Annotated in this window: 19 protein-coding genes; 6 read left to right on the forward strand and 13 right to left on the reverse strand. The window is 64.8% G+C overall.

Annotation, left to right across the window (positions count from 1 at the left end):
* Positions 1-8: 8 nt before the first annotated feature.
* From AC1D0O_RS05365 to AC1D0O_RS05380, 4 genes are all read right to left on the reverse strand, one after another.
* The gene (locus AC1D0O_RS05365) at positions 9-374 is read right to left on the reverse strand and encodes a hypothetical protein (RefSeq protein ID WP_477652510.1); all 366 of its coding nucleotides are present in this window, start codon (positions 372-374) and stop codon (positions 9-11) included.
* Between the two features lie 30 nt (positions 375-404).
* Positions 405-788 (reverse strand): hypothetical protein, encoded by a 384-nt coding sequence (locus tag AC1D0O_RS05370; RefSeq protein ID WP_477652511.1) that lies wholly within the window; start codon positions 786-788, stop codon positions 405-407.
* Positions 789-901: 113 nt separating this feature from the next.
* On the reverse strand, positions 902-1,066 hold the full coding sequence (locus AC1D0O_RS05375) for a DUF1328 domain-containing protein (protein WP_007867921.1): 165 nt from the start codon (positions 1,064-1,066) through the stop codon (positions 902-904).
* A 235-nt stretch (positions 1,067-1,301) separates the two neighbouring features.
* Entirely contained in the window at positions 1,302-2,642 is a 1,341-nt protein-coding gene (locus AC1D0O_RS05380) for a sensor histidine kinase (protein WP_477652512.1), read from the reverse strand.
* A 133-nt stretch (positions 2,643-2,775) separates the two neighbouring features.
* On the opposite strand from AC1D0O_RS05380, the gene AC1D0O_RS05385 reads away from it, so the two are divergent.
* Positions 2,776-3,408, forward strand: coding sequence for a response regulator (locus tag AC1D0O_RS05385; RefSeq protein ID WP_007867910.1), 633 nt, complete (start codon positions 2,776-2,778; stop codon positions 3,406-3,408).
* Between the two features lie 2 nt (positions 3,409-3,410).
* Here AC1D0O_RS05385 and AC1D0O_RS05390 read toward each other — a convergent pair whose 3' ends face one another.
* Positions 3,411-3,791, reverse strand: coding sequence for a response regulator (locus AC1D0O_RS05390; RefSeq protein WP_477652513.1), 381 nt, complete (start codon positions 3,789-3,791; stop codon positions 3,411-3,413).
* A 412-nt stretch (positions 3,792-4,203) separates the two neighbouring features.
* Between AC1D0O_RS05390 and AC1D0O_RS05395 the strand changes: the two genes are divergently transcribed.
* Positions 4,204-6,225, forward strand: coding sequence for an AsmA family protein (locus tag AC1D0O_RS05395; RefSeq protein WP_477652514.1), 2,022 nt, complete (start codon positions 4,204-4,206; stop codon positions 6,223-6,225).
* Positions 6,226-6,234: 9 nt separating this feature from the next.
* On the opposite strand, the gene AC1D0O_RS05400 is transcribed toward AC1D0O_RS05395, so the two are convergent.
* The 3 genes from AC1D0O_RS05400 to gpmA form a co-directional block, all read right to left on the reverse strand.
* Entirely contained in the window at positions 6,235-6,990 is a 756-nt protein-coding gene (locus AC1D0O_RS05400; protein WP_477652515.1) for a HesA/MoeB/ThiF family protein, read from the reverse strand.
* Between the two features lie 116 nt (positions 6,991-7,106).
* Complete coding sequence (locus tag AC1D0O_RS05405) at positions 7,107-8,546, reverse strand: S41 family peptidase (RefSeq protein WP_436157399.1); 1,440 nt, start codon at positions 8,544-8,546, stop codon at positions 7,107-7,109.
* Between the two features lie 185 nt (positions 8,547-8,731).
* Complete coding sequence (gpmA, locus tag AC1D0O_RS05410; protein ID WP_477652516.1) at positions 8,732-9,475, reverse strand: 2,3-diphosphoglycerate-dependent phosphoglycerate mutase; 744 nt, start codon at positions 9,473-9,475, stop codon at positions 8,732-8,734.
* Positions 9,476-9,608: 133 nt separating this feature from the next.
* On the opposite strand from gpmA, the gene AC1D0O_RS05415 reads away from it, so the two are divergent.
* The 4 genes from AC1D0O_RS05415 (at position 9,609) to AC1D0O_RS05430 (ending at position 12,002) form a co-directional block, all read left to right on the forward strand.
* On the forward strand, positions 9,609-10,019 hold the full coding sequence (locus tag AC1D0O_RS05415) for a rhodanese-like domain-containing protein (protein ID WP_477652517.1): 411 nt from the start codon (positions 9,609-9,611) through the stop codon (positions 10,017-10,019).
* A gap of 107 nt (positions 10,020-10,126) precedes the next feature.
* On the forward strand, positions 10,127-10,390 hold the full coding sequence (gene grxC, locus AC1D0O_RS05420; protein ID WP_007867884.1) for a glutaredoxin 3: 264 nt from the start codon (positions 10,127-10,129) through the stop codon (positions 10,388-10,390).
* 90 nt (positions 10,391-10,480) lie between these two features.
* The gene (gene secB, locus AC1D0O_RS05425) at positions 10,481-10,948 is read left to right on the forward strand and encodes a protein-export chaperone SecB (protein WP_477652518.1); all 468 of its coding nucleotides are present in this window, start codon (positions 10,481-10,483) and stop codon (positions 10,946-10,948) included.
* Positions 10,949-10,991: 43 nt separating this feature from the next.
* Positions 10,992-12,002 (forward strand): NAD(P)H-dependent glycerol-3-phosphate dehydrogenase, encoded by a 1,011-nt coding sequence (locus AC1D0O_RS05430; RefSeq protein ID WP_477652519.1) that lies wholly within the window; start codon positions 10,992-10,994, stop codon positions 12,000-12,002.
* Positions 12,003-12,022: 20 nt separating this feature from the next.
* Here the strand turns inward: AC1D0O_RS05430 and AC1D0O_RS05435 are convergent, their stop codons facing one another.
* The 5 genes from AC1D0O_RS05435 to bioB all read right to left on the reverse strand — a co-directional run bounded on the left by AC1D0O_RS05435 (position 12,023) and on the right by bioB (position 15,907).
* Positions 12,023-12,352 carry a cupin domain-containing protein gene (locus tag AC1D0O_RS05435; protein ID WP_477652520.1) on the reverse strand — a complete coding sequence of 110 codons (330 nt, stop codon included), beginning with the start codon at positions 12,350-12,352 and terminating at the stop codon, positions 12,023-12,025.
* Between the two features lie 90 nt (positions 12,353-12,442).
* Entirely contained in the window at positions 12,443-12,901 is a 459-nt protein-coding gene (locus tag AC1D0O_RS05440) for an N-acetyltransferase family protein (protein WP_477652521.1), read from the reverse strand.
* 2 nt (positions 12,902-12,903) lie between these two features.
* Positions 12,904-13,752, reverse strand: coding sequence for a pantoate--beta-alanine ligase (gene panC, locus AC1D0O_RS05445; protein ID WP_477652522.1), 849 nt, complete (start codon positions 13,750-13,752; stop codon positions 12,904-12,906).
* 144 nt (positions 13,753-13,896) lie between these two features.
* On the reverse strand, positions 13,897-14,799 hold the full coding sequence (panB, locus tag AC1D0O_RS05450; RefSeq protein WP_477652523.1) for a 3-methyl-2-oxobutanoate hydroxymethyltransferase: 903 nt from the start codon (positions 14,797-14,799) through the stop codon (positions 13,897-13,899).
* 88 nt (positions 14,800-14,887) lie between these two features.
* Positions 14,888-15,907, reverse strand: coding sequence for a biotin synthase BioB (bioB, locus tag AC1D0O_RS05455; RefSeq protein WP_477652524.1), 1,020 nt, complete (start codon positions 15,905-15,907; stop codon positions 14,888-14,890).
* Between the last annotated feature and the right edge of the window lie 16 nt (positions 15,908-15,923).

Raw genomic sequence — 15,923 nt, forward strand, 5'->3', positions numbered from 1 at the left:
TACGGTGTTCACGCGGCCATGCGCAAGGCGCGGGCGTCGCTGTCGATCTGCGCCTTCAGCTCGGGAAAGCGTTCCGTGGCGAAAGGCTTGCGCGCCCGCAGCATGGCAACGACAAGAATCGCCAGTGCTACGCCCGGCACCACCACCAGCGCCCAGTGGAACTGGTTGTGCAGCATTCCCAGCATCACGGCCGTGCCGGCCAGGCCCAGGAAGACAGCGGCCGCCACAACCGCCACGGCCCAGGCCACCACGCGCGCCACCACCTCCGAGCCGGCTTCGGAAGCTTCTTCCTGGAACAGCGCCGCGTAGGCCGACAAATGGTCCACGACCAGGTCGGGCCGCTGCACGATGGTGGAGAAAAGAGGGTGGAGCATGGGCGGGATGGTCTTGGTGGCGGCGATGGCTCAATAACGGTCGTGGTTGCGGTGGCGTGCCGAGGAAATCAGCAGCGCGACACCGGCGCCCACCGCCGCGGCGATCAGCACGGAACGCAGCGGCTGGTCGGCGACGTAGCGCGAAGTGGCGCCCGCGGCATTGGACAGTGATCGCTGTGCGCGTTCCTTGGCTTCAGCGGCGAGGTCCAGGCTCTGGCGGGCCAGGTGCTGGGCCTTGGAGGCCAACATGTCGACCACGGGATCGACGCTGCCGCGCAGGTCGCGCACCTTGTTCTCGGCCTTGTCGAGGGCTTCGTTGGCGTAGCTGCGGGTGGTGCCCACGGCTTTCTCGGCGGTCTGCAGCAATTCATCGGAGGTTTGTCGTGCGGTGCTGGCGGCGGTCTGGGTGTTCATGGCAAATCCTTGGCGGGTTGAAGGGAGGAGTGAAAAGAAGAAGGGAAAACAAAAGCCGGGTCACCGGGTGACGCGGCTCATGCGGGGGAGCTCCGGTGAAAAACGCGGGGCCGTCAGTTCTTGCGCAGAAGGCTGATGACAAAACTCACCACGGCCATCACGGCGAAGATGAAGAACAGGATCTTGGCGATCTCGACGGCGCCGGCCGCGATGCCGCCGAAACCGAAGACGGCGGCGATCAGCGCGATGACGAGGAAAACGACGGAATAGTGCAGCATCTTGGGCTCCTTGGCTATGGGTGTGCGGCCTATGCTTCGTTTGAAAAGGCCTTGAGCCAAGCTTAGTGAGCGCCCCTGCTTTGCCTCATCGGCTGCCAGCGTGTGCCTCTGTCAGTTCGAATGGCCATGCCCTGTAGGAGGGGGCCGACAGTTTGTTACGCAGCTTTTGCGCGTCGTATGCGCGTCGCCGCCCCGGCCGACCAAAGGGATCGACGCGTCTTCGGGTCAGCGATGCTCAAAGCGTCTTCGGCAGCACTGCGGAAATTTTGGTGCCTTCGCCTTCGGTGCTGGTGACCGTCAGGCGCCCGCCGGCGGCCTCCACGCGATGCCGCATGCCGGCCAACCCATGGCTGCCGGCGCTCACGCTGCCGACCTTGAAGCCCTTGCCGTTGTCCTTGACCTCGACAGTGATGTAGCTGTCGAAGTTGTGCAGGCTGATTTCGGCCTGCTTGGCTTCCGCGTATTTGCCCATGTTGGTCAACGACTCCTGCACCAGGCGATAGACAGTCAGTTGCGCGGAGCCGCCGAGTTCGACGGCTTCCAGGTCGGTGGTGATGGACAGGCCCGAGCGTTCCTCGAACTCGCGCGCCAGGATCTCCAGCGATGCCACCAGGCCCAGGTGCGACAGCGAGGACGGCCGCAGGTCTTCCACGATGCGACGCTTGAGCGCGATGCCGCTGTTGAGCGTGTTGGTCAGGTGCGTCAGCCGTTCCGCGGCTTCCGGCAGGTTGCCCGCCAGGCGCGACTTCAAACGGGCCACGTCGAGCTTGGCCGCCGTCAGCAGTGCCCCCAGTTCATCGTGCAGTTCGCGCGCGAGGTGGCCGCGCTCGTCTTCGCGCACGTTCTGCAGGTGGGTGGCCAGCTCGGCCAGGTTGGCGGTCCGGTCGCGGACCTGCACCTCCAGGAAGTCGCGCTCACGCTGCAGCGATTCCTGCTCGCGGCGGCCGGAAGCCAGCAAGGCCTTGGTCTGCAGCAGGTACATGTAGAACGCCAGCAGGCCCGCAAGCGCCATGGTCGCCACGCCGATGCGCGACAGCTGCAGCGTTCGCCTGATCTGATCTTGCCCCTGTTCCATTTTGCTGACGCTGCTGGCGGCCAGCTTGGCGGACTGCTGGCGGATGGCCTCCATGTGCTCCTTGCCGACGTCGGTGGTCAGCACGAATTTCCAGGCGTCCTCGTTGCCCTCCTTGCGCATGCGGATGCTCAGGTCCATTTCGGCCAGCTTGCGCGAGACATGCCGCGACATCAGGCCGAATTCCGCGAGCTGCTCCCGGTACGGGGTGAACAGCTGGCGCAGCGCGTTCAGGTTGTCGTCGATATCGGCCAGGGCGGCGTTGTAAGGCTCCAGGTAGCGCACGTCACCCGTCAGCAGGTAGCCCCGCTGGCCGGTTTCCGCGTCCAGCATATGCTGCAGAAGTTTATTGATGGCGCCGCGCGTCAACTGCGCCTCTTCAATGCTGGCCGCCGCCTCGGTAGACTTGCGAAAACTCGCCTCATTGATGAAGATGAGGAAGGCGGCAGCCAGCACCGCCAAGGGCAGGCTGATGGCCATTCTGGGTATCGCAAATGGTTTCACGGCAAACTCCGTTTGGTACTTCGGTGAAGAATTCGTCAATAATGGATGCTGAAAATTAAAGCAGGTGCCGTTCCCGGCATCTCTCTTTCACGGCACCGCCGGCTTGCGCGGGCTTTATAAGGAAGACAGCGACATGATCAAAATCGGAATTGTGGACGACCACGCCATTGTGCGTTCCGGGCTTAAGCAGTTTTTCTCGGACCAGGTCGACTTGCGCGTCGTTGGCGAGGCCGGCAGCGGCCGCGAGGCCATTGACCTGGTTCGCAATGTCGAACTCGACATCCTCGTCATGGATTTGTCCATGCCCGGGCAGAGCGGTATTGATGCACTGGCCATGATCCGCGCGAAGGCGCCCGACGTCGGCATTCTGATCCTGAGCGGCTACCCCGAGGAACACTATGCGGTCAACCTGATTCGCCAGGGCGCCAGCGGCTACCTCAACAAGGAGTGCGATCCCTCCGAAATCGTCGACGCCATCCGCGTGATCTCGCTGGGAAAACGCTACATCACCCCGGCGGTGGCCGAGCTGCTGGCGCAACAGCTGAACCGGCCCAACGACGTGGCCTCGCACGAGCAGCTGTCCGAGCGGGAGTTCCAGGTGTTCCTGAAACTGGCCAAGGGTGAAACGGCGGGCGACATTGCCAAGGCGCTGTCGCTGAGCGTGAAAACGGTGAGCACTTACCGCACACGCGTGATGGAAAAAATGAGCCTTTCCTCCAACAGCGACCTGACTTATTACGCCCTCAAGAACAAGTTGATCGACTGAGTTCAATCGACGGCGGCGCTCTGCTGGATGCAATAGTCCACCAGGGCGTCGATCTCGTTGGATTTGTCGAACACCGCGTCGACACCCAGCTGGGTGCAACGCTGGCGGATATCGGCTGTGGCGTAGTTGCTCAGGACCACGACCTTCTGCCGCGAAGGGCGATCCCTGCAGGCGGCCAGCACGCCCAGGCCGCTCCCCTGTTTGAGAAACAGGTCAACGATCGCCAGATCCCAGTCCCCGCTGTTTTCCGTCAGCCAGGCCTTGCCTTCGTTCTCGGTTTCTGCGGTTCCCACGGCATCAATGCGTGCCAACTCCTCAAGCGTCCCGATCAGGTTTTCACGAATCGTGGGATTGTCTTCTACGATGTACGTTTTCAGTCTCACTGCTCAGGTCCAGGTAGGAGGCGGCGTGGCTCTCGAAGTATTACGAAAGTCCAAAGAATTCGAGAGTCTCTTGTTTCCTAATGTATCTTTTATCAGGGCCCATTCTGCCAGCGGCCAAGGCCAGCACTTGTAGGAGGGCTCCTACGCCCCCCGATTTGCCCAAGCGCTAGACGCTCGTTTGCGCGCTGTAGGCACTTGCCCACAGGGTGTCGTGGCGCCTGCCGACTGTTGCGTTGTGCGATTCCGATCGATAGTAAGGCACCTGGAAAAACAGAGCCCTGCGTCGTTCCCGACGCGGACATCACACCCACAAACGCAGGGAGGCGGCGCATGTCCGGCAGTGTTTCCAACGCCTTCCCGGCCACTGCATGGCAAGCCTCACGCCTTCCTTTTGATGCAGGCTTGACCCTCTATGCCATCCATGAACGACACACAGTCTCCCCCGGTCCTTTGGCGAAGATGGCTTGCCGGTATTGCCGCCGTGCTGGCCGTCCTTGTCCTGGTGCTGGTGTTTTTCCCCTGGGATGTGCTACGCGGCCCCATCAACCGCCATGTCTCCGACCAGCTGGGCCGGCGCTTTGAAATCACGCGGCACCTGTCGGTACATCTGGGGCGCACCGTCACGGTCAGGGCCGACGGCGTGGAGTTCGCCAATCCCGAGTGGGCCGACAAGCCCTACCTGGTCAAGGCGCAGGCGGCCGAATTCGACATCAAGCTGCTGCCGCTGCTGATCGGCAAGGTCGTGTTGCCCCGCATCGCGCTGACGGCGCCCGAGATCGGGCTGCAGATGGAGCCCGACGGGCGCAGGACCTGGGCGCTGTCGCGCGACACCTCCGATGAAGGCGCCATCCCGCGCATCGATGCCCTGCTGATCGACGGCGGCAGCGTCGATTACCAGGCTGCGGCGCAGGGCGCGAACATCCATGTGGATTTTTCGCTCGCCCGGGAAACCACCGGCCAGCTGCCGCTGAGCTACAAGGCCACGGGTAAATGGCAGAGCGAGCCCTTCAGCGCCAGCGGCCGCACCGGCGGCGTGCTGCAGTTGAGCAAGGATATCGAAGCGCCTTTTCCCATCGAAGTGAACGCGGTGGCCGGCAAGACCAGCCTGAAGGCCAAGGGGACCATCGCCAACCTCGCGGAGCTTGCGGGGGTGGATGCCAGCTTCGACCTGCAGGGGCGCAACCTGGAGGAGCTCTACAAGTTGCTGGGCGTGGTGCTGCCTTCCACCCCCCCTTACAAGCTGCGCGGCAAGCTTGCCAAGCACGGCAAGGTCTGGGCCGCCAGCCAGATCCAGGGCACGCTGGGAAGCTCGGACCTCAGCGGCGCGCTCAGTTTCGACCAGTCGGCGGCGGTGCCGCTGCTGACCGGCAAGGTGCAGTCAAAACTGCTGGACTTTGCCGACCTGGCGCCGGTGATCGGGCTGCCTCCGCCCGCCGGGCCTACGCCCGTGAAAGCAGCTGCGACCAAGGCAGAGGATGAACCCGCACCGGCAAAAAGAAGCACGCCGGGCACCGCATCGCGCAAAGTCCTGCCCGTCGCGACACTGGACGTCACCCGGCTCAAGGCCATGAATGCCGACGTGGTGTATTCCGCATCGGACATCCGGCATGTGGAAGTTCTGCCGCTCGACAAGGGCAGCGTCCACGTCAAGCTGGACGCCGGCGTGCTGCAGTTGGAGCCGATCTCCCTGGGCATCGCGGGCGGCACGGTGGCCGGCAGCATACGCATCGATTCCAATGTGATGCCCGCGACCTTCGCGACGCGGCTGGACCTGCGCGCGGTGCAGCTCAACCAGCTCTTTCCCGCGGTGGAAACCAGCAAAAGCAGCTTGGGAAAAATCAGCGGCCAGTTCGACCTCAAGGGGCGGGGCAATTCGCTGGCCCAAATGCTGGGTACCTCGTCCGGCGACGTGGCCGTGCTGATGGGCAAGGGCCAGATCAGCAACATCCTGCTTGAATTCATGGGCCTGGACGGCGGCGAAATCATCAAGTTCCTGGTGCGCGGCGACCGCAATGTGCAGCTGCGCTGCGCGGCTGCCGCGTTTGAGGTCAAACAAGGCCTGATGAGCACCAAAACCATCGTGCTGGACACCACCGACACGGTGATCAACGGGCGCGGCACCATCAGCCTGGCCGATGAGACGCTGGACTTGATCCTGGACCCGGCGCCCAAGGACCGCAGCATCCTGAGCTTCAGGTCGCCCTTGAGGATAAGCGGCACTTTCGCGGCCCCGTCGGCCGGGCCCGACAAGAGCGCGCTGGCCGGCCGGGCCGGCATTGCGCTGGCGCTGGGCGTGGTCAATCCGTTGCTGGCCTTGGCCGCGACCATCGAAACCGGACCGGGCCAGGACGAGAATTGCGTGGCGATCCTGAAACAGGCCGCTGCATCCAGTGCCGGTTCGCGTATGCCGACGCAGACACCGGCCGTCAAATAAAAGCGGCGCTCAGCCGTGAACGCTGCCGCAGACAGCGCAAGCGGTGTTGCGTGCCAGCTTCATCTCGCTCCACTCCATGCGTTTGCCTTCCAGCATCAGCAAGCGCCCGGTGAGCGCCTCGCCCACGCCGCAGATCAGCTTCAGGGCCTCGGCGGCCTGCGTGCTGCCGATGATGCCGACCAGCGGCGCGAAGACGCCCATGGTGGCGCAGAGCGCTTCTTCCATCAGCTCCGATTCGGGGAACACACAGGCGTAGCACGGCGATCGCGCATCGCGCGCGTCGAAGACCGCGACCTGCCCGTCGAAGCGGATGGCCGCGCCCGAGACCAGCGGCTTGCGATGCTTCACGCAGGCGCGGTTGATCGCGTGGCGGGTGGCGAAGTTGTCGGTGCAGTCGAGCACCAGGTCGGCCTCGCCGACCAGCCGGTCGAGCAGCGCGCCCTCGGCCCGTTGCGTGACCGGCGTGACCTCGACGTCCGGGTTGATCGCCGCGATGGCCTGCCGCGCCGACTCGGACTTGAACTCGCCGACGCGGCCCAAGGTGTGGGCGACCTGCCGCTGCAAGTTGGTGGCATCGACCCGGTCATGGTCGGCGATGGTGAGGTGGCCGACACCGGCGCTGCCCAGGTAGAGCGCCACCGGCGAGCCCAGGCCGCCGGCCCCGACGATCAGCACATGCGCCTTGAGGAGTTTGTCCTGGCCTTCGATGCCGATTTCGTCGAGCAGGATGTGCCGGGAATAGCGGAGCAGCTGGTCGTCGGTCATGGGAGGAAGAGGCTGCCCTGAGGTAGAGCGGCCCTGTGGAAGAAGAGGAACGCGAGAAACGAAACCGGGAAAGGCCGGCATCTCCGGCGCTACCCTGTCACTATGCCGTCACGGCCTTAGTTCTCTTTTTTCTCGTTTTTTGGCTCAACTACGGCCGTCTTGCTGACCAGCACTGGCCGGCCCTTGAGCTGGTTGATCGCCTGGGCCAGCTGGAAGTCCTTATCGCTGCCCAGTTCGGGCGGGCGGCGCTGTTCCGGCGTCTTCTTGGCTTCTTCCTCGAGGCGCTTCATGGCAGCTTCGCGGGCTTTTTCACGGTTGGCATCCTTGACTTCGGCGCCCTGGCCGCTGTTGAGGTGTTTTTCCAGGTCGGCTTCGCGGGTGCGCAGGGCGGCAAACGGGCTGCCTTCGGCGGTGTCGTCCACCATCACGTCGGGCACGATGCCGCGCGCCTGGATGGATTTGCCGCTGGGGGTGTAGTAGCGCGCCGTGGTGAGCTTCAGTCCCGTGTCGGGGCCCAGCGGACGCACGGTCTGCACCGAGCCCTTGCCGAAGGTCTGGTTGCCCATGATGGTGGCGCGCTTGTAATCCTGCAGTGCGCCGGCCACGATTTCGCTGGCCGAGGCCGAGCCTTCGTTGACCAGCACCACCAGCGGTACGGTCTTGAGCGCCGCGGGCAGGCGCTTGAGCGGGTCGGAGCCGTTGCGGCGCTGGTAGAACTCAGGCGAGGCCTTGTAGGTGAACTTGCTTTCGGCCAGCTGGCCGTTGGTGGACACCACGGTGACGTTTTCGGGCAGGAAGGCTGCCGACACCGCGACGGCGGCGTCCAGCAGGCCGCCCGGATCGTTGCGCAAATCGAGCACCAGGCCCTTGAGGTTGGGTTCCTGCTTGTAGATCTGCTCGAGTTTGGTCACGAAGTCGTCGACTGTGCGCTCCTGGAACTGGCTCAGGCGTATCCAGGCGTAGCCGGGCTCGACCACCTTGCTGCGCACCGACTGGGTGCGGATTTCTTCCCGCGTGATGGTGACCGGGAAGGTGCGGTTTTCGTCCTTGCGGAAGATCGTCAGCAGCACCTTGGTTTTGGGTTCGCCGCGCATTTTCTTGACGGCCTCATTGAGCGTCAGGCCTTTGACGGCGGTGTCGTCGATGCGTGTGATCAGGTCGTTAGGCTTGAGGCCGGCGCGGTCGGCGGGCGAACCTTCGATCGGCGAGACCACCTTTACCAGGCCGTCTTCCTGGCTGATCTCGATGCCGACACCGACAAAGCGGCCGGTCGTGCCTTCGCGGAATTCCTTGAAGGACTTCTTGTCGAAATAGACCGAGTGGGGATCCAGGCTGGCGACCATGCCGGAAATCGCGTCGGTGATGAGCTTTTTCTCGTCCACCGGCTCCACGTAATCGCTCTTGACCATGCCGAAAACGGCGGCCAGCTGCTGCAGCTCCTCGAGTGGCAGCGGGGCGATGCCCGCGCGGGCCACCGCCTGCAATTGCACTGTGGTGAGGGCCCCTGCCACGGCGCCGATTGAAATCCAGCCTGCTATCTTGAGCTTCTGACCCATAAAAATACCTTCTTTAGCCTGTTGGGGAACCCTTGTTCCCCCTGTGGGAAGCAATATACACCTTGGAGAAAGGCCGGGGGCCCCAGTTCCGTCCCTGGTGCGGCGCGGTGCGAAAAAAGAGGCGAAACAGGCGGCTATTTACAGGACTTTTACAAAAACCAGGCCGGGCGAGCCCTCGGGAGGAATCAGGCCTTGCCTTGTGCGCCCACAGCCGCCGCGGCCTTGGCCGCAGCCTCGCTGTCGCCCAGGTAATAGTGGCGCAGCGGTTTGAGTGCGGCGTCCAGTTCGTAGACCAGCGGAATGCCGTTGGGGATGTTGAGCCCCACGATGTCGCTGTCGGAGATGTTGTCCAGGTATTTCACCAGCGCGCGTATGGAATTGCCGTGGGCCGCCACCACGATGCGTTTGCCGGCCTTGATGGCGGGCGCCATCGATTCATTCCAGAACGGCAGCACGCGGTCCACGGTGTCTTTCAGGCATTCGGTCAGCGGCACCTGGCCGGGCTGCAGCCTGGCGTAGCGCGGGTCGTCGCGTTCGCTGCGCGGGTCATTCGCCTCGAGCGGCGGCGGCGGCGTGTCATAGCTGCGGCGCCAGACCAGGACTTGCTCGTCGCCGAATTTTTTCGCGGTTTCGGCCTTGTTCAGCCCCTGCAGGGCGCCGTAATGCCGCTCATTGAGGCGCCAACTGTGCACCACGGGCAGCCAGGTGCGGTCCATCTCATCCAGCGTGTGCCAGAGCGTGCGGGTGGCGCGCTTGAGCACGCTGGTATAGGCCAGGTCGAACTCATAACCGTCGTTTTTAAGCAGCTTGCCGGCGGTTTTGGCCTGCTCAATGCCGGTTTCCGTGAGGTCCACGTCGGTCCAGCCGGTAAAGCGGTTTTCAAGGTTCCAGGTCGATTCGCCATGGCGTATGAGCACGAGTTTGTACATGGTGGGAGGGATGAAGAGTGAGAAAAAAGGAGAAAAGAGGGAAAAAAGGGGAATAGGGAGGGCGGCCGGCGGGGCCTTTTCTCCCTCCATTCTAAAATCACGGGTTAGCCGAAAAATACACAAAGGGTATACCGTGAAATTTCTGATCGATAACTGGATGCTGATTTCGATAGCGCTCGCCTCGGGCGGCATGCTGGTTTGGCCCATGATTGCCAGCGGCATGAATGCCGGCGCGCTGACCGCCAGCGGCGCGGTGCAGCTGATCAACCGCGAAAAAGCGGTAGTCGTGGACGTCAGCGAAGCCGACGAATTCGCCGTCGGCCACGTCACGGGCGCCAAAAACGTGCCTTTCGGCGAGCTGGAAGACAAATTGCCCGCCACGGTCAAAAACAAGGGCCTCCCCCTGATCCTGGTGTGTGCCACCGGCGCGCGCGCCGGCCGTGCCGTCGCCGTCGCCAAAAAGCTCGGCTACGAGCAGGCCCAATCGCTGGGCGGCGGGCTCAAAGCCTGGAAAGAAGCTAACCTTCCCCTCGAAAAGGCCTGAATGAGGGTTGGCTGGCCGGGGCGGGCATGAAACCTGCCTCAGCCGACCTGCCCTGCTTCATCCACTTTCCCCGCGCCGTGCTCACGCCGGCGCGATCCGGAGAAACCATGCAAACCGTCAAGATTTACACCACCGGCACCTGCCCCTACTGCATCCAGGCCAAACAGCTGCTCAAGCAGCGCGGCGTCACCGAACTCGATGAAATCCGCGTCGACATGGTGCCCGGCGAACGCCAGAAGATGATGGACATCACGGGACGGCGCACGGTGCCGCAGATCTTCATCGGCGAGACCCACGTGGGCGGCTGCGATGACCTGATGGCTCTCGACGGCCGTGGTGGCCTGATGCCATTGCTGAATAATCCGGCCTGAATTTTTGAGGCGCGGATTGCCTGAGATAATGCGCGCTGGCCGCCGGCCTGCCGGCGCATCGATTCCCCTCCCAGCACCCGAAAGAACACCATGGCTGAAGCCAATCTTGACCCCGTATTCCAGATCCAGCGCGTTTACCTCAAGGACGTGTCGCTGGAGCAGCCCAATTCCCCCGAAATCCTGCTGAACCAGGAGCAACCCAGCGTGGACATCCAGCTGGGTGTGGGCGCCACCCCCATCGCCGAAGGCCTGTTCGAAGTCGCCGTGACGGCCACCGTGCAGACCAAGATCGCCGACAAGACCGTGTTCCTGGTGGAAGCGAAACAGGCCGGCATCTTTGAAATCCGCAACGTGCCGTCCGAGCAACTCGGCGCCATCCTGGGCATCGCCTGCCCGCAGATCGTTTACCCCTACCTGCGCGGCAACGTGGCCGACGTGATCCAGCGCGGCGGTTTCCCGCCCGTGCACATGGCGGAAATCAACTTCCAGGCCATGTACGAGCAGCAGCAAGCCGAAGCCGCAGCCGCCGCACCGGCCGCTTCCCAGATCATCGTGTGATGGCCCGCCGGGATGAATGTCCCGGCTGCCTCATGATGTCCTCATGAAAATACTGGTCATTGGCGCGGGTGCCTGGGGCACGGCGCTGGCCGTCAGCAGCGCCTCGCGCCACCAGGTCACCCTGTGGGTGCGCGATGCGGCGCAGCTGGCAAGCCTGAAGTCCGAACGCACCAACACCCGCTACCTGCCCGGCATTGCCTTGCCTGCTGCTCTGGCGCTGCAGGGCGGCGATACGCCGCTGGCCCAGGCCCTGGCCGGGCAAGACCTCATCATCTTGGCCACACCGGTCTCGGCGGCACGCGGCATGCTGCAAAGCCTGCGGCACGCCGGCGCGCCCGTGGCCTGGCTCAGCAAGGGTTTTGAGGCTCCGGTGGAGGCTGCCGCTTCGCCGTTCGGGCTGATGGTCCATGAAATCCGCGCCCAGGCGGCCCCCGATTTAAGGGCCGGCGTGCTCAGCGGCCCCAGCTTCGCCCTGGAAGTCGCTCGCGGTCAGCCGACGGCGCTGGTCGCCGCCAGCGAGCATGCCGAGGTGCGCGACGCCCTGGTCGCCGCTTTCCACGGCGCGACCCTGCGCGTGTACGCCAATGACGACGTCGTTGGCGTCGAGGTGGGCGGCGCCGTCAAGAACGTGCTGGCCATCGCCACAGGTCTGTGCGACGGCCTGCAGCTGGGCCTGAATGCCCGCGCCGCGCTCGTCACGCGCGGCCTGGCCGAAATGACGCGCCTGGGCGTGGCGCTGGGCGCCCGCGCTGAAACCTTCACCGGCCTGTCGGGCCTGGGCGACCTGGTGCTCACGGCCACCGGCGACCTGAGCCGCAACCGCAAGGTGGGCCTGCTGCTGGCCCAGGGCCAGACGCTGGCGCAGGCGGTGGCTTCGCTGGGCCATGTCGCCGAAGGTGTGTACTGCGCCCGCACCGTGGTGCAGCGCGCCGCCGGTTTAGGTGTCGAGATGCCGATTGCCCAGAGTGTGGTGGCCTTGCTGGACGGCAAGCTCCAGCCCGCCGAAGCGGTGGCGATGCTGATGGGCCGCGGGCCTACGGCTGAGCTGGCCTGATCCGCCGGCTCATGCCGGGCCTATTTGCACAAATGCAGCGTCACCAGTAGCGATGAGTCCTGCACCGCCGTCAGGCCGTGCGGCACACCGCCTGCCAGCCAGAGCAACTGGCCGGCTTTCATGGGCTGAGTCTGGCCGTTCGCGATGAAGGCCACCTCGCCCTCCAGGCATTGCACGGTGATTTCGCCCTTGACCTGGTGCGAAGGCACGGTCTTGCCGGCCGGCACGATGAGGCGCATGACTTCCAGTTCATCGCTTTTGAACAGCGCGACGGTCCTGGCTTCCGAGAGTTTTCCCGCCAGCGGCTGGACGTTGATCAGCTGCCCGGAAGCGGCGTGGGGAATGGCCATGGTGGAACTCCTGCAACGTGGGGGCAATATGACAAGCCTGTGAACTTTATACCCCAAGGCAGGTGTCGCCCGTCCCCGCGTTTGACCGGATCAGGCCGGCGAAACTGTCTTGTTGTAATACAGGAAGACCTCGTCGCGCACCCAGTTCAGTGATTCATACAAGGCCTGTGCGCTGTGGTTGGTTTTGGCGGTGCTGAGGTCCAGCCGCGCAAAGCCGTGCTGCCGGGCATGTTCGTAGGCCCCTTGCATCAGCGCGCGGCCGGCGCCGGTCTGGCGTGCTTCGGGCGCCACATAGAGGTCGTACAGCGTCAGAATCGGCTGGGCGATCACCGAGCAGAAGCTGGGGTAGAGCTGGCAGAAGCCGACGATGGATTCCGCGGCCTGGGCGACCAGGATCACCGATTCCTGGTTCCGCATGCGGTCGCCGATGAACTGCAAGGCCAGTCCGGCGTCGGCGGGCTGTTCGTAGAACTGCCGGTAGGCGTCAAACAGCGCGGCCACGGCCGGCAGGTCGGGCAGGGTCGCGAGACGGATGGATACCGCGCTCACGCCTAGATTTCCAGGTTGTCGATCAGCCGCGTGCTGCCCAGCTTGGCCGCGCCCAGCACCACCAGCGGCTCGCCGGCCAACGGGCCTTGCGGCGCCAGCAGGTCGGCGCGGCGGCGGACGGTGAGATAGTCGGGTTTCCAGCCGCGGCGCGCCAGCGCCTGCATGGCCTGGGCTTCCAGCGCCGGCAGGTCGGGCGTGCCGCCGGCACGGGCGGCCTCGCCCAGCGCGCGTATGGCCTTGGAGAGTTCCACGGCCTCGGCGCGTTCGGTCGCGCTCAGGTAGCCGTTGCGCGACGACAGCGCCAGGCCGTCTTCGGCACGCTGGGTTTCGCCGGCCAGGATCTCGATGGGCAGCGCGAACTGCTGCACCATGCGGCGCACCACCATGACCTGCTGGTAGTCCTTCTTGCCGAAAGCCGCCACGCCCGAAGGCATGCCGGCGAACACACAGCTGAACAGCTTGAGCACCACGGTGCTCACGCCGATGAAAAAACCGGGCCGGAAGTGGCCTTCCAGGATGTCGCTCAAGTCGGTGGCCGGGTGCACCTTGTAGGTCTGCGGCTCGGGGTACAGGTGTTTTTCGAGCGGCGCGAACAGCACATTGCAGCCGGCGGCTTTCAGCCGCTCGGCATCGGCGTCCAGGGTGCGCGGGTAGCTGTCGAAGTCCTCGTGCGGCGCGAACTGCAGTCGGTTCACGAAGATGCTGGAGACGCTCACGTCGCCCAGCGGCTTGGCCTGCCTGACGAGCGCGATGTGGCCGTCGTGCAGGTTGCCCATGGTGGGCACAAAGGCCGGGCACTTGTAGGGGCTGAGGGCTTCGCGCAGCTCGGGGATGGTGTGGACGATCTGCATCTTTTGTTCTCCTTGGGGTGTTACCCCTTCCCCCTCTGGGGGAAGGTTGGGATGGGGGCTGGCTGCGTCAATGACCCGGCGGCTGCTACCAGTGCCAGCCGCCCCCATCCCCGCCTTCCCCCAGTGGGGGAAGGAGAAAAACCGTTACCACGCATGCGTGGCGTTCACCGGGAAGCTTCCGTCCTTGACGGCGCGCACGTAGGCTTCCATGGCGCCGCGCACGCTGGCGCTTTTGTTGTCGGGGCCTTCCATGAAGTTGCGCACGAACTTCGGCATCTTGCCCAGGTTCATGCCCAGCATGTCGTGCAGCACCAGCACCTGGCCGGCCGTGCCGCTGCCGGCGCCTATGCCTATGGTGGCGCAATGCGTGAGCTCCCGGGTCAGTTCGGCCGACAGGGCCGCGGGCACCATCTCCAGCACCATCATGGCGGCGCCGGCGTCCTGCAATTCGCGGGCTTGCTGTTTGAGCGTGGCGGCGGCTTCCTCGCCCTTGCCCTGCACACGGTAGCCGCCCAGCGCATGTACCGTCTGCGGCGTCAGGCCCAGGTGGGCGCAGACAGGGATGCCGCGCTCGACCAGGAAGCGCACGGTCTCGGCCGTCCAGCCGCCGCCTTCCAGCTTGACCATGTGGGCGCCGGCCTGCATCAGCACCACGGCGCTGCGCAAGGCCTGCTCCGGGGACTCGTGGTAGCTGCCGAAGGGCAGGTCGCCGATCAGCCAGGCCGTGGCCTGGGAGCGGCGCAGGCCGTTGGCCACACATTCGGTGTGGTGGCGCATGGTCTCCAGCGTCACGCCGACGGTGCTGGTCAGGCCCTGGCAGACCATGCCCAGCGAATCGCCGACCAGGATGCATTCCACGCCCGCCGCGTCGGCCACGGCCGCGAAGGTTGCGTCGTAGGCCGTCAGCATGGTGATTTTTTCGCCGTGCGCATGCATTTCGCGCAGGCGCGGCAGGCTCAGCGGCTTGCGCGCCGACGGCGTGGACGAGGGAGGCAGCGTGCCGTAAGGCGTGGCGCTGGTGTTGGAGGTATTGGAGGGAGACGTCATGGGACAGGTCCGGAATTTAGCGAGAGTCTAACCAGCTTCACCGTGCTTTTTTAGGCGCGGTTTAGAGAGCCCAGACAAGCTGTGCGTGTTACCGAACTTCAGGCGCCGAGCGGCTCATGCCCAGGCGTTCCAGCAGCTTGACGTCGGCCTCGGTGTCGGGGTTGCCGGTGGTCAGCAGCTTGTCGCCGTAGAAGATCGAATTGGCGCCGGCCAGGAAACACAGGGCCTGCACGCCGTCGCCCATCTGCTGGCGGCCGGCCGACAGGCGCACGCGCGCGGTCGGCATGGTGATGCGGGCCACGGCAATCGTGCGCACGAACTCGAACGGGTCCAGGTCGGCCTGGTTCGCCAGTGGCGTGCCTTCGACCTTCACCAGGTTGTTGATGGGTACCGACTCGGGGTAGGGCGTGAGGTTGGCGAGCTCGGCCACCAGGCCGGCGCGCTGGCGGCGCGTTTCGCCCATGCCGACGATGCCGCCGCAGCAGACCTTGACGCCTGCGCTGCGCACGCGCGCCAGCGTGTCCAGGCGGTCCTGGTAGTCGCGCGTGGTGATGATGTCGCCGTAAAAATCAGGCGCGCTGTCGAGGTTGTGGTTGTAGTAGTCCAGGCCCGCGCTTTGCAGGGTTTGCGCATGGCCGTCTTCCAGCATGCCCAGCGTGGCGCAGGTTTCCAGGCCCAGGGCCTTCACGGTGCGCACCAGCTCGGCGACTTTTTCGATGTCGCGGTCTTTGGGCGAGCGCCAGGCCGCACCCATGCAAAAGCGCGTGGCACCGGCGGCTTGCGCGCGTTGCGCGGCGGCCAGCACTTCGGCGGGCTCCATCAGTTTGCTGGCCTCCACGCCGGTGTCGTAGCGCGCGGCCTGCGGGCAGTAGCCGCAGTCTTCGGCGCAGCCGCCGGTCTTGACCGACAGCAGGGTGGCGAACTCGACGTGCGTCGGGTCGAAATTTTCGCGGTGCACCGTCTGCGCGCGGTGCATCAGTTCAGGGAAGGGCAGGTTGAACAGCGCCTCGATGGCGTCAACGCTCCAGCGTGGGTCGCCGGCGGGGGCTGGCGCGGCTTTGGCGCGGGGGCGGTGCAGGGTGACGGTTTGTTCTGCGGCGTGGGACATGTGTTCTTCCTTCCGA

Source organism: Polaromonas sp. P1_F2 (assembly GCF_056405735.1).

Excerpts from the sequence above, each read along its gene's own strand:
- grxC (WP_007867884.1), top strand. The coding sequence starts at position 10,127 with ATGCAAACCGTCAAGATTTACACCACCGGCACCTGCCCCTACTGCATC.
- AC1D0O_RS05435 (WP_477652520.1), bottom strand. The coding sequence starts at position 12,352 with ATGGCCATTCCCCACGCCGCTTCCGGGCAGCTGATCAACGTCCAGCCG.
- panC (WP_477652522.1), bottom strand. The coding sequence starts at position 13,752 with ATGCAGATCGTCCACACCATCCCCGAGCTGCGCGAAGCCCTCAGCCCC.
- AC1D0O_RS05405 (WP_436157399.1), bottom strand. The coding sequence starts at position 8,546 with ATGGGTCAGAAGCTCAAGATAGCAGGCTGGATTTCAATCGGCGCCGTG.
- AC1D0O_RS05400 (WP_477652515.1), bottom strand. The coding sequence starts at position 6,990 with ATGACCGACGACCAGCTGCTCCGCTATTCCCGGCACATCCTGCTCGAC.
- panB (WP_477652523.1), bottom strand. The coding sequence starts at position 14,799 with ATGACGTCTCCCTCCAATACCTCCAACACCAGCGCCACGCCTTACGGC.
- AC1D0O_RS05385 (WP_007867910.1), top strand. The coding sequence starts at position 2,776 with ATGATCAAAATCGGAATTGTGGACGACCACGCCATTGTGCGTTCCGGG.
- gpmA (WP_477652516.1), bottom strand. The coding sequence starts at position 9,475 with ATGTACAAACTCGTGCTCATACGCCATGGCGAATCGACCTGGAACCTT.
- AC1D0O_RS05430 (WP_477652519.1), top strand. The coding sequence starts at position 10,992 with ATGAAAATACTGGTCATTGGCGCGGGTGCCTGGGGCACGGCGCTGGCC.
- AC1D0O_RS05375 (WP_007867921.1), bottom strand. The coding sequence starts at position 1,066 with ATGCTGCACTATTCCGTCGTTTTCCTCGTCATCGCGCTGATCGCCGCC.
- secB (WP_477652518.1), top strand. The coding sequence starts at position 10,481 with ATGGCTGAAGCCAATCTTGACCCCGTATTCCAGATCCAGCGCGTTTAC.
- AC1D0O_RS05370 (WP_477652511.1), bottom strand. The coding sequence starts at position 788 with ATGAACACCCAGACCGCCGCCAGCACCGCACGACAAACCTCCGATGAA.
- AC1D0O_RS05365 (WP_477652510.1), bottom strand. The coding sequence starts at position 374 with ATGCTCCACCCTCTTTTCTCCACCATCGTGCAGCGGCCCGACCTGGTC.
- AC1D0O_RS05395 (WP_477652514.1), top strand. The coding sequence starts at position 4,204 with ATGCCATCCATGAACGACACACAGTCTCCCCCGGTCCTTTGGCGAAGA.
- bioB (WP_477652524.1), bottom strand. The coding sequence starts at position 15,907 with ATGTCCCACGCCGCAGAACAAACCGTCACCCTGCACCGCCCCCGCGCC.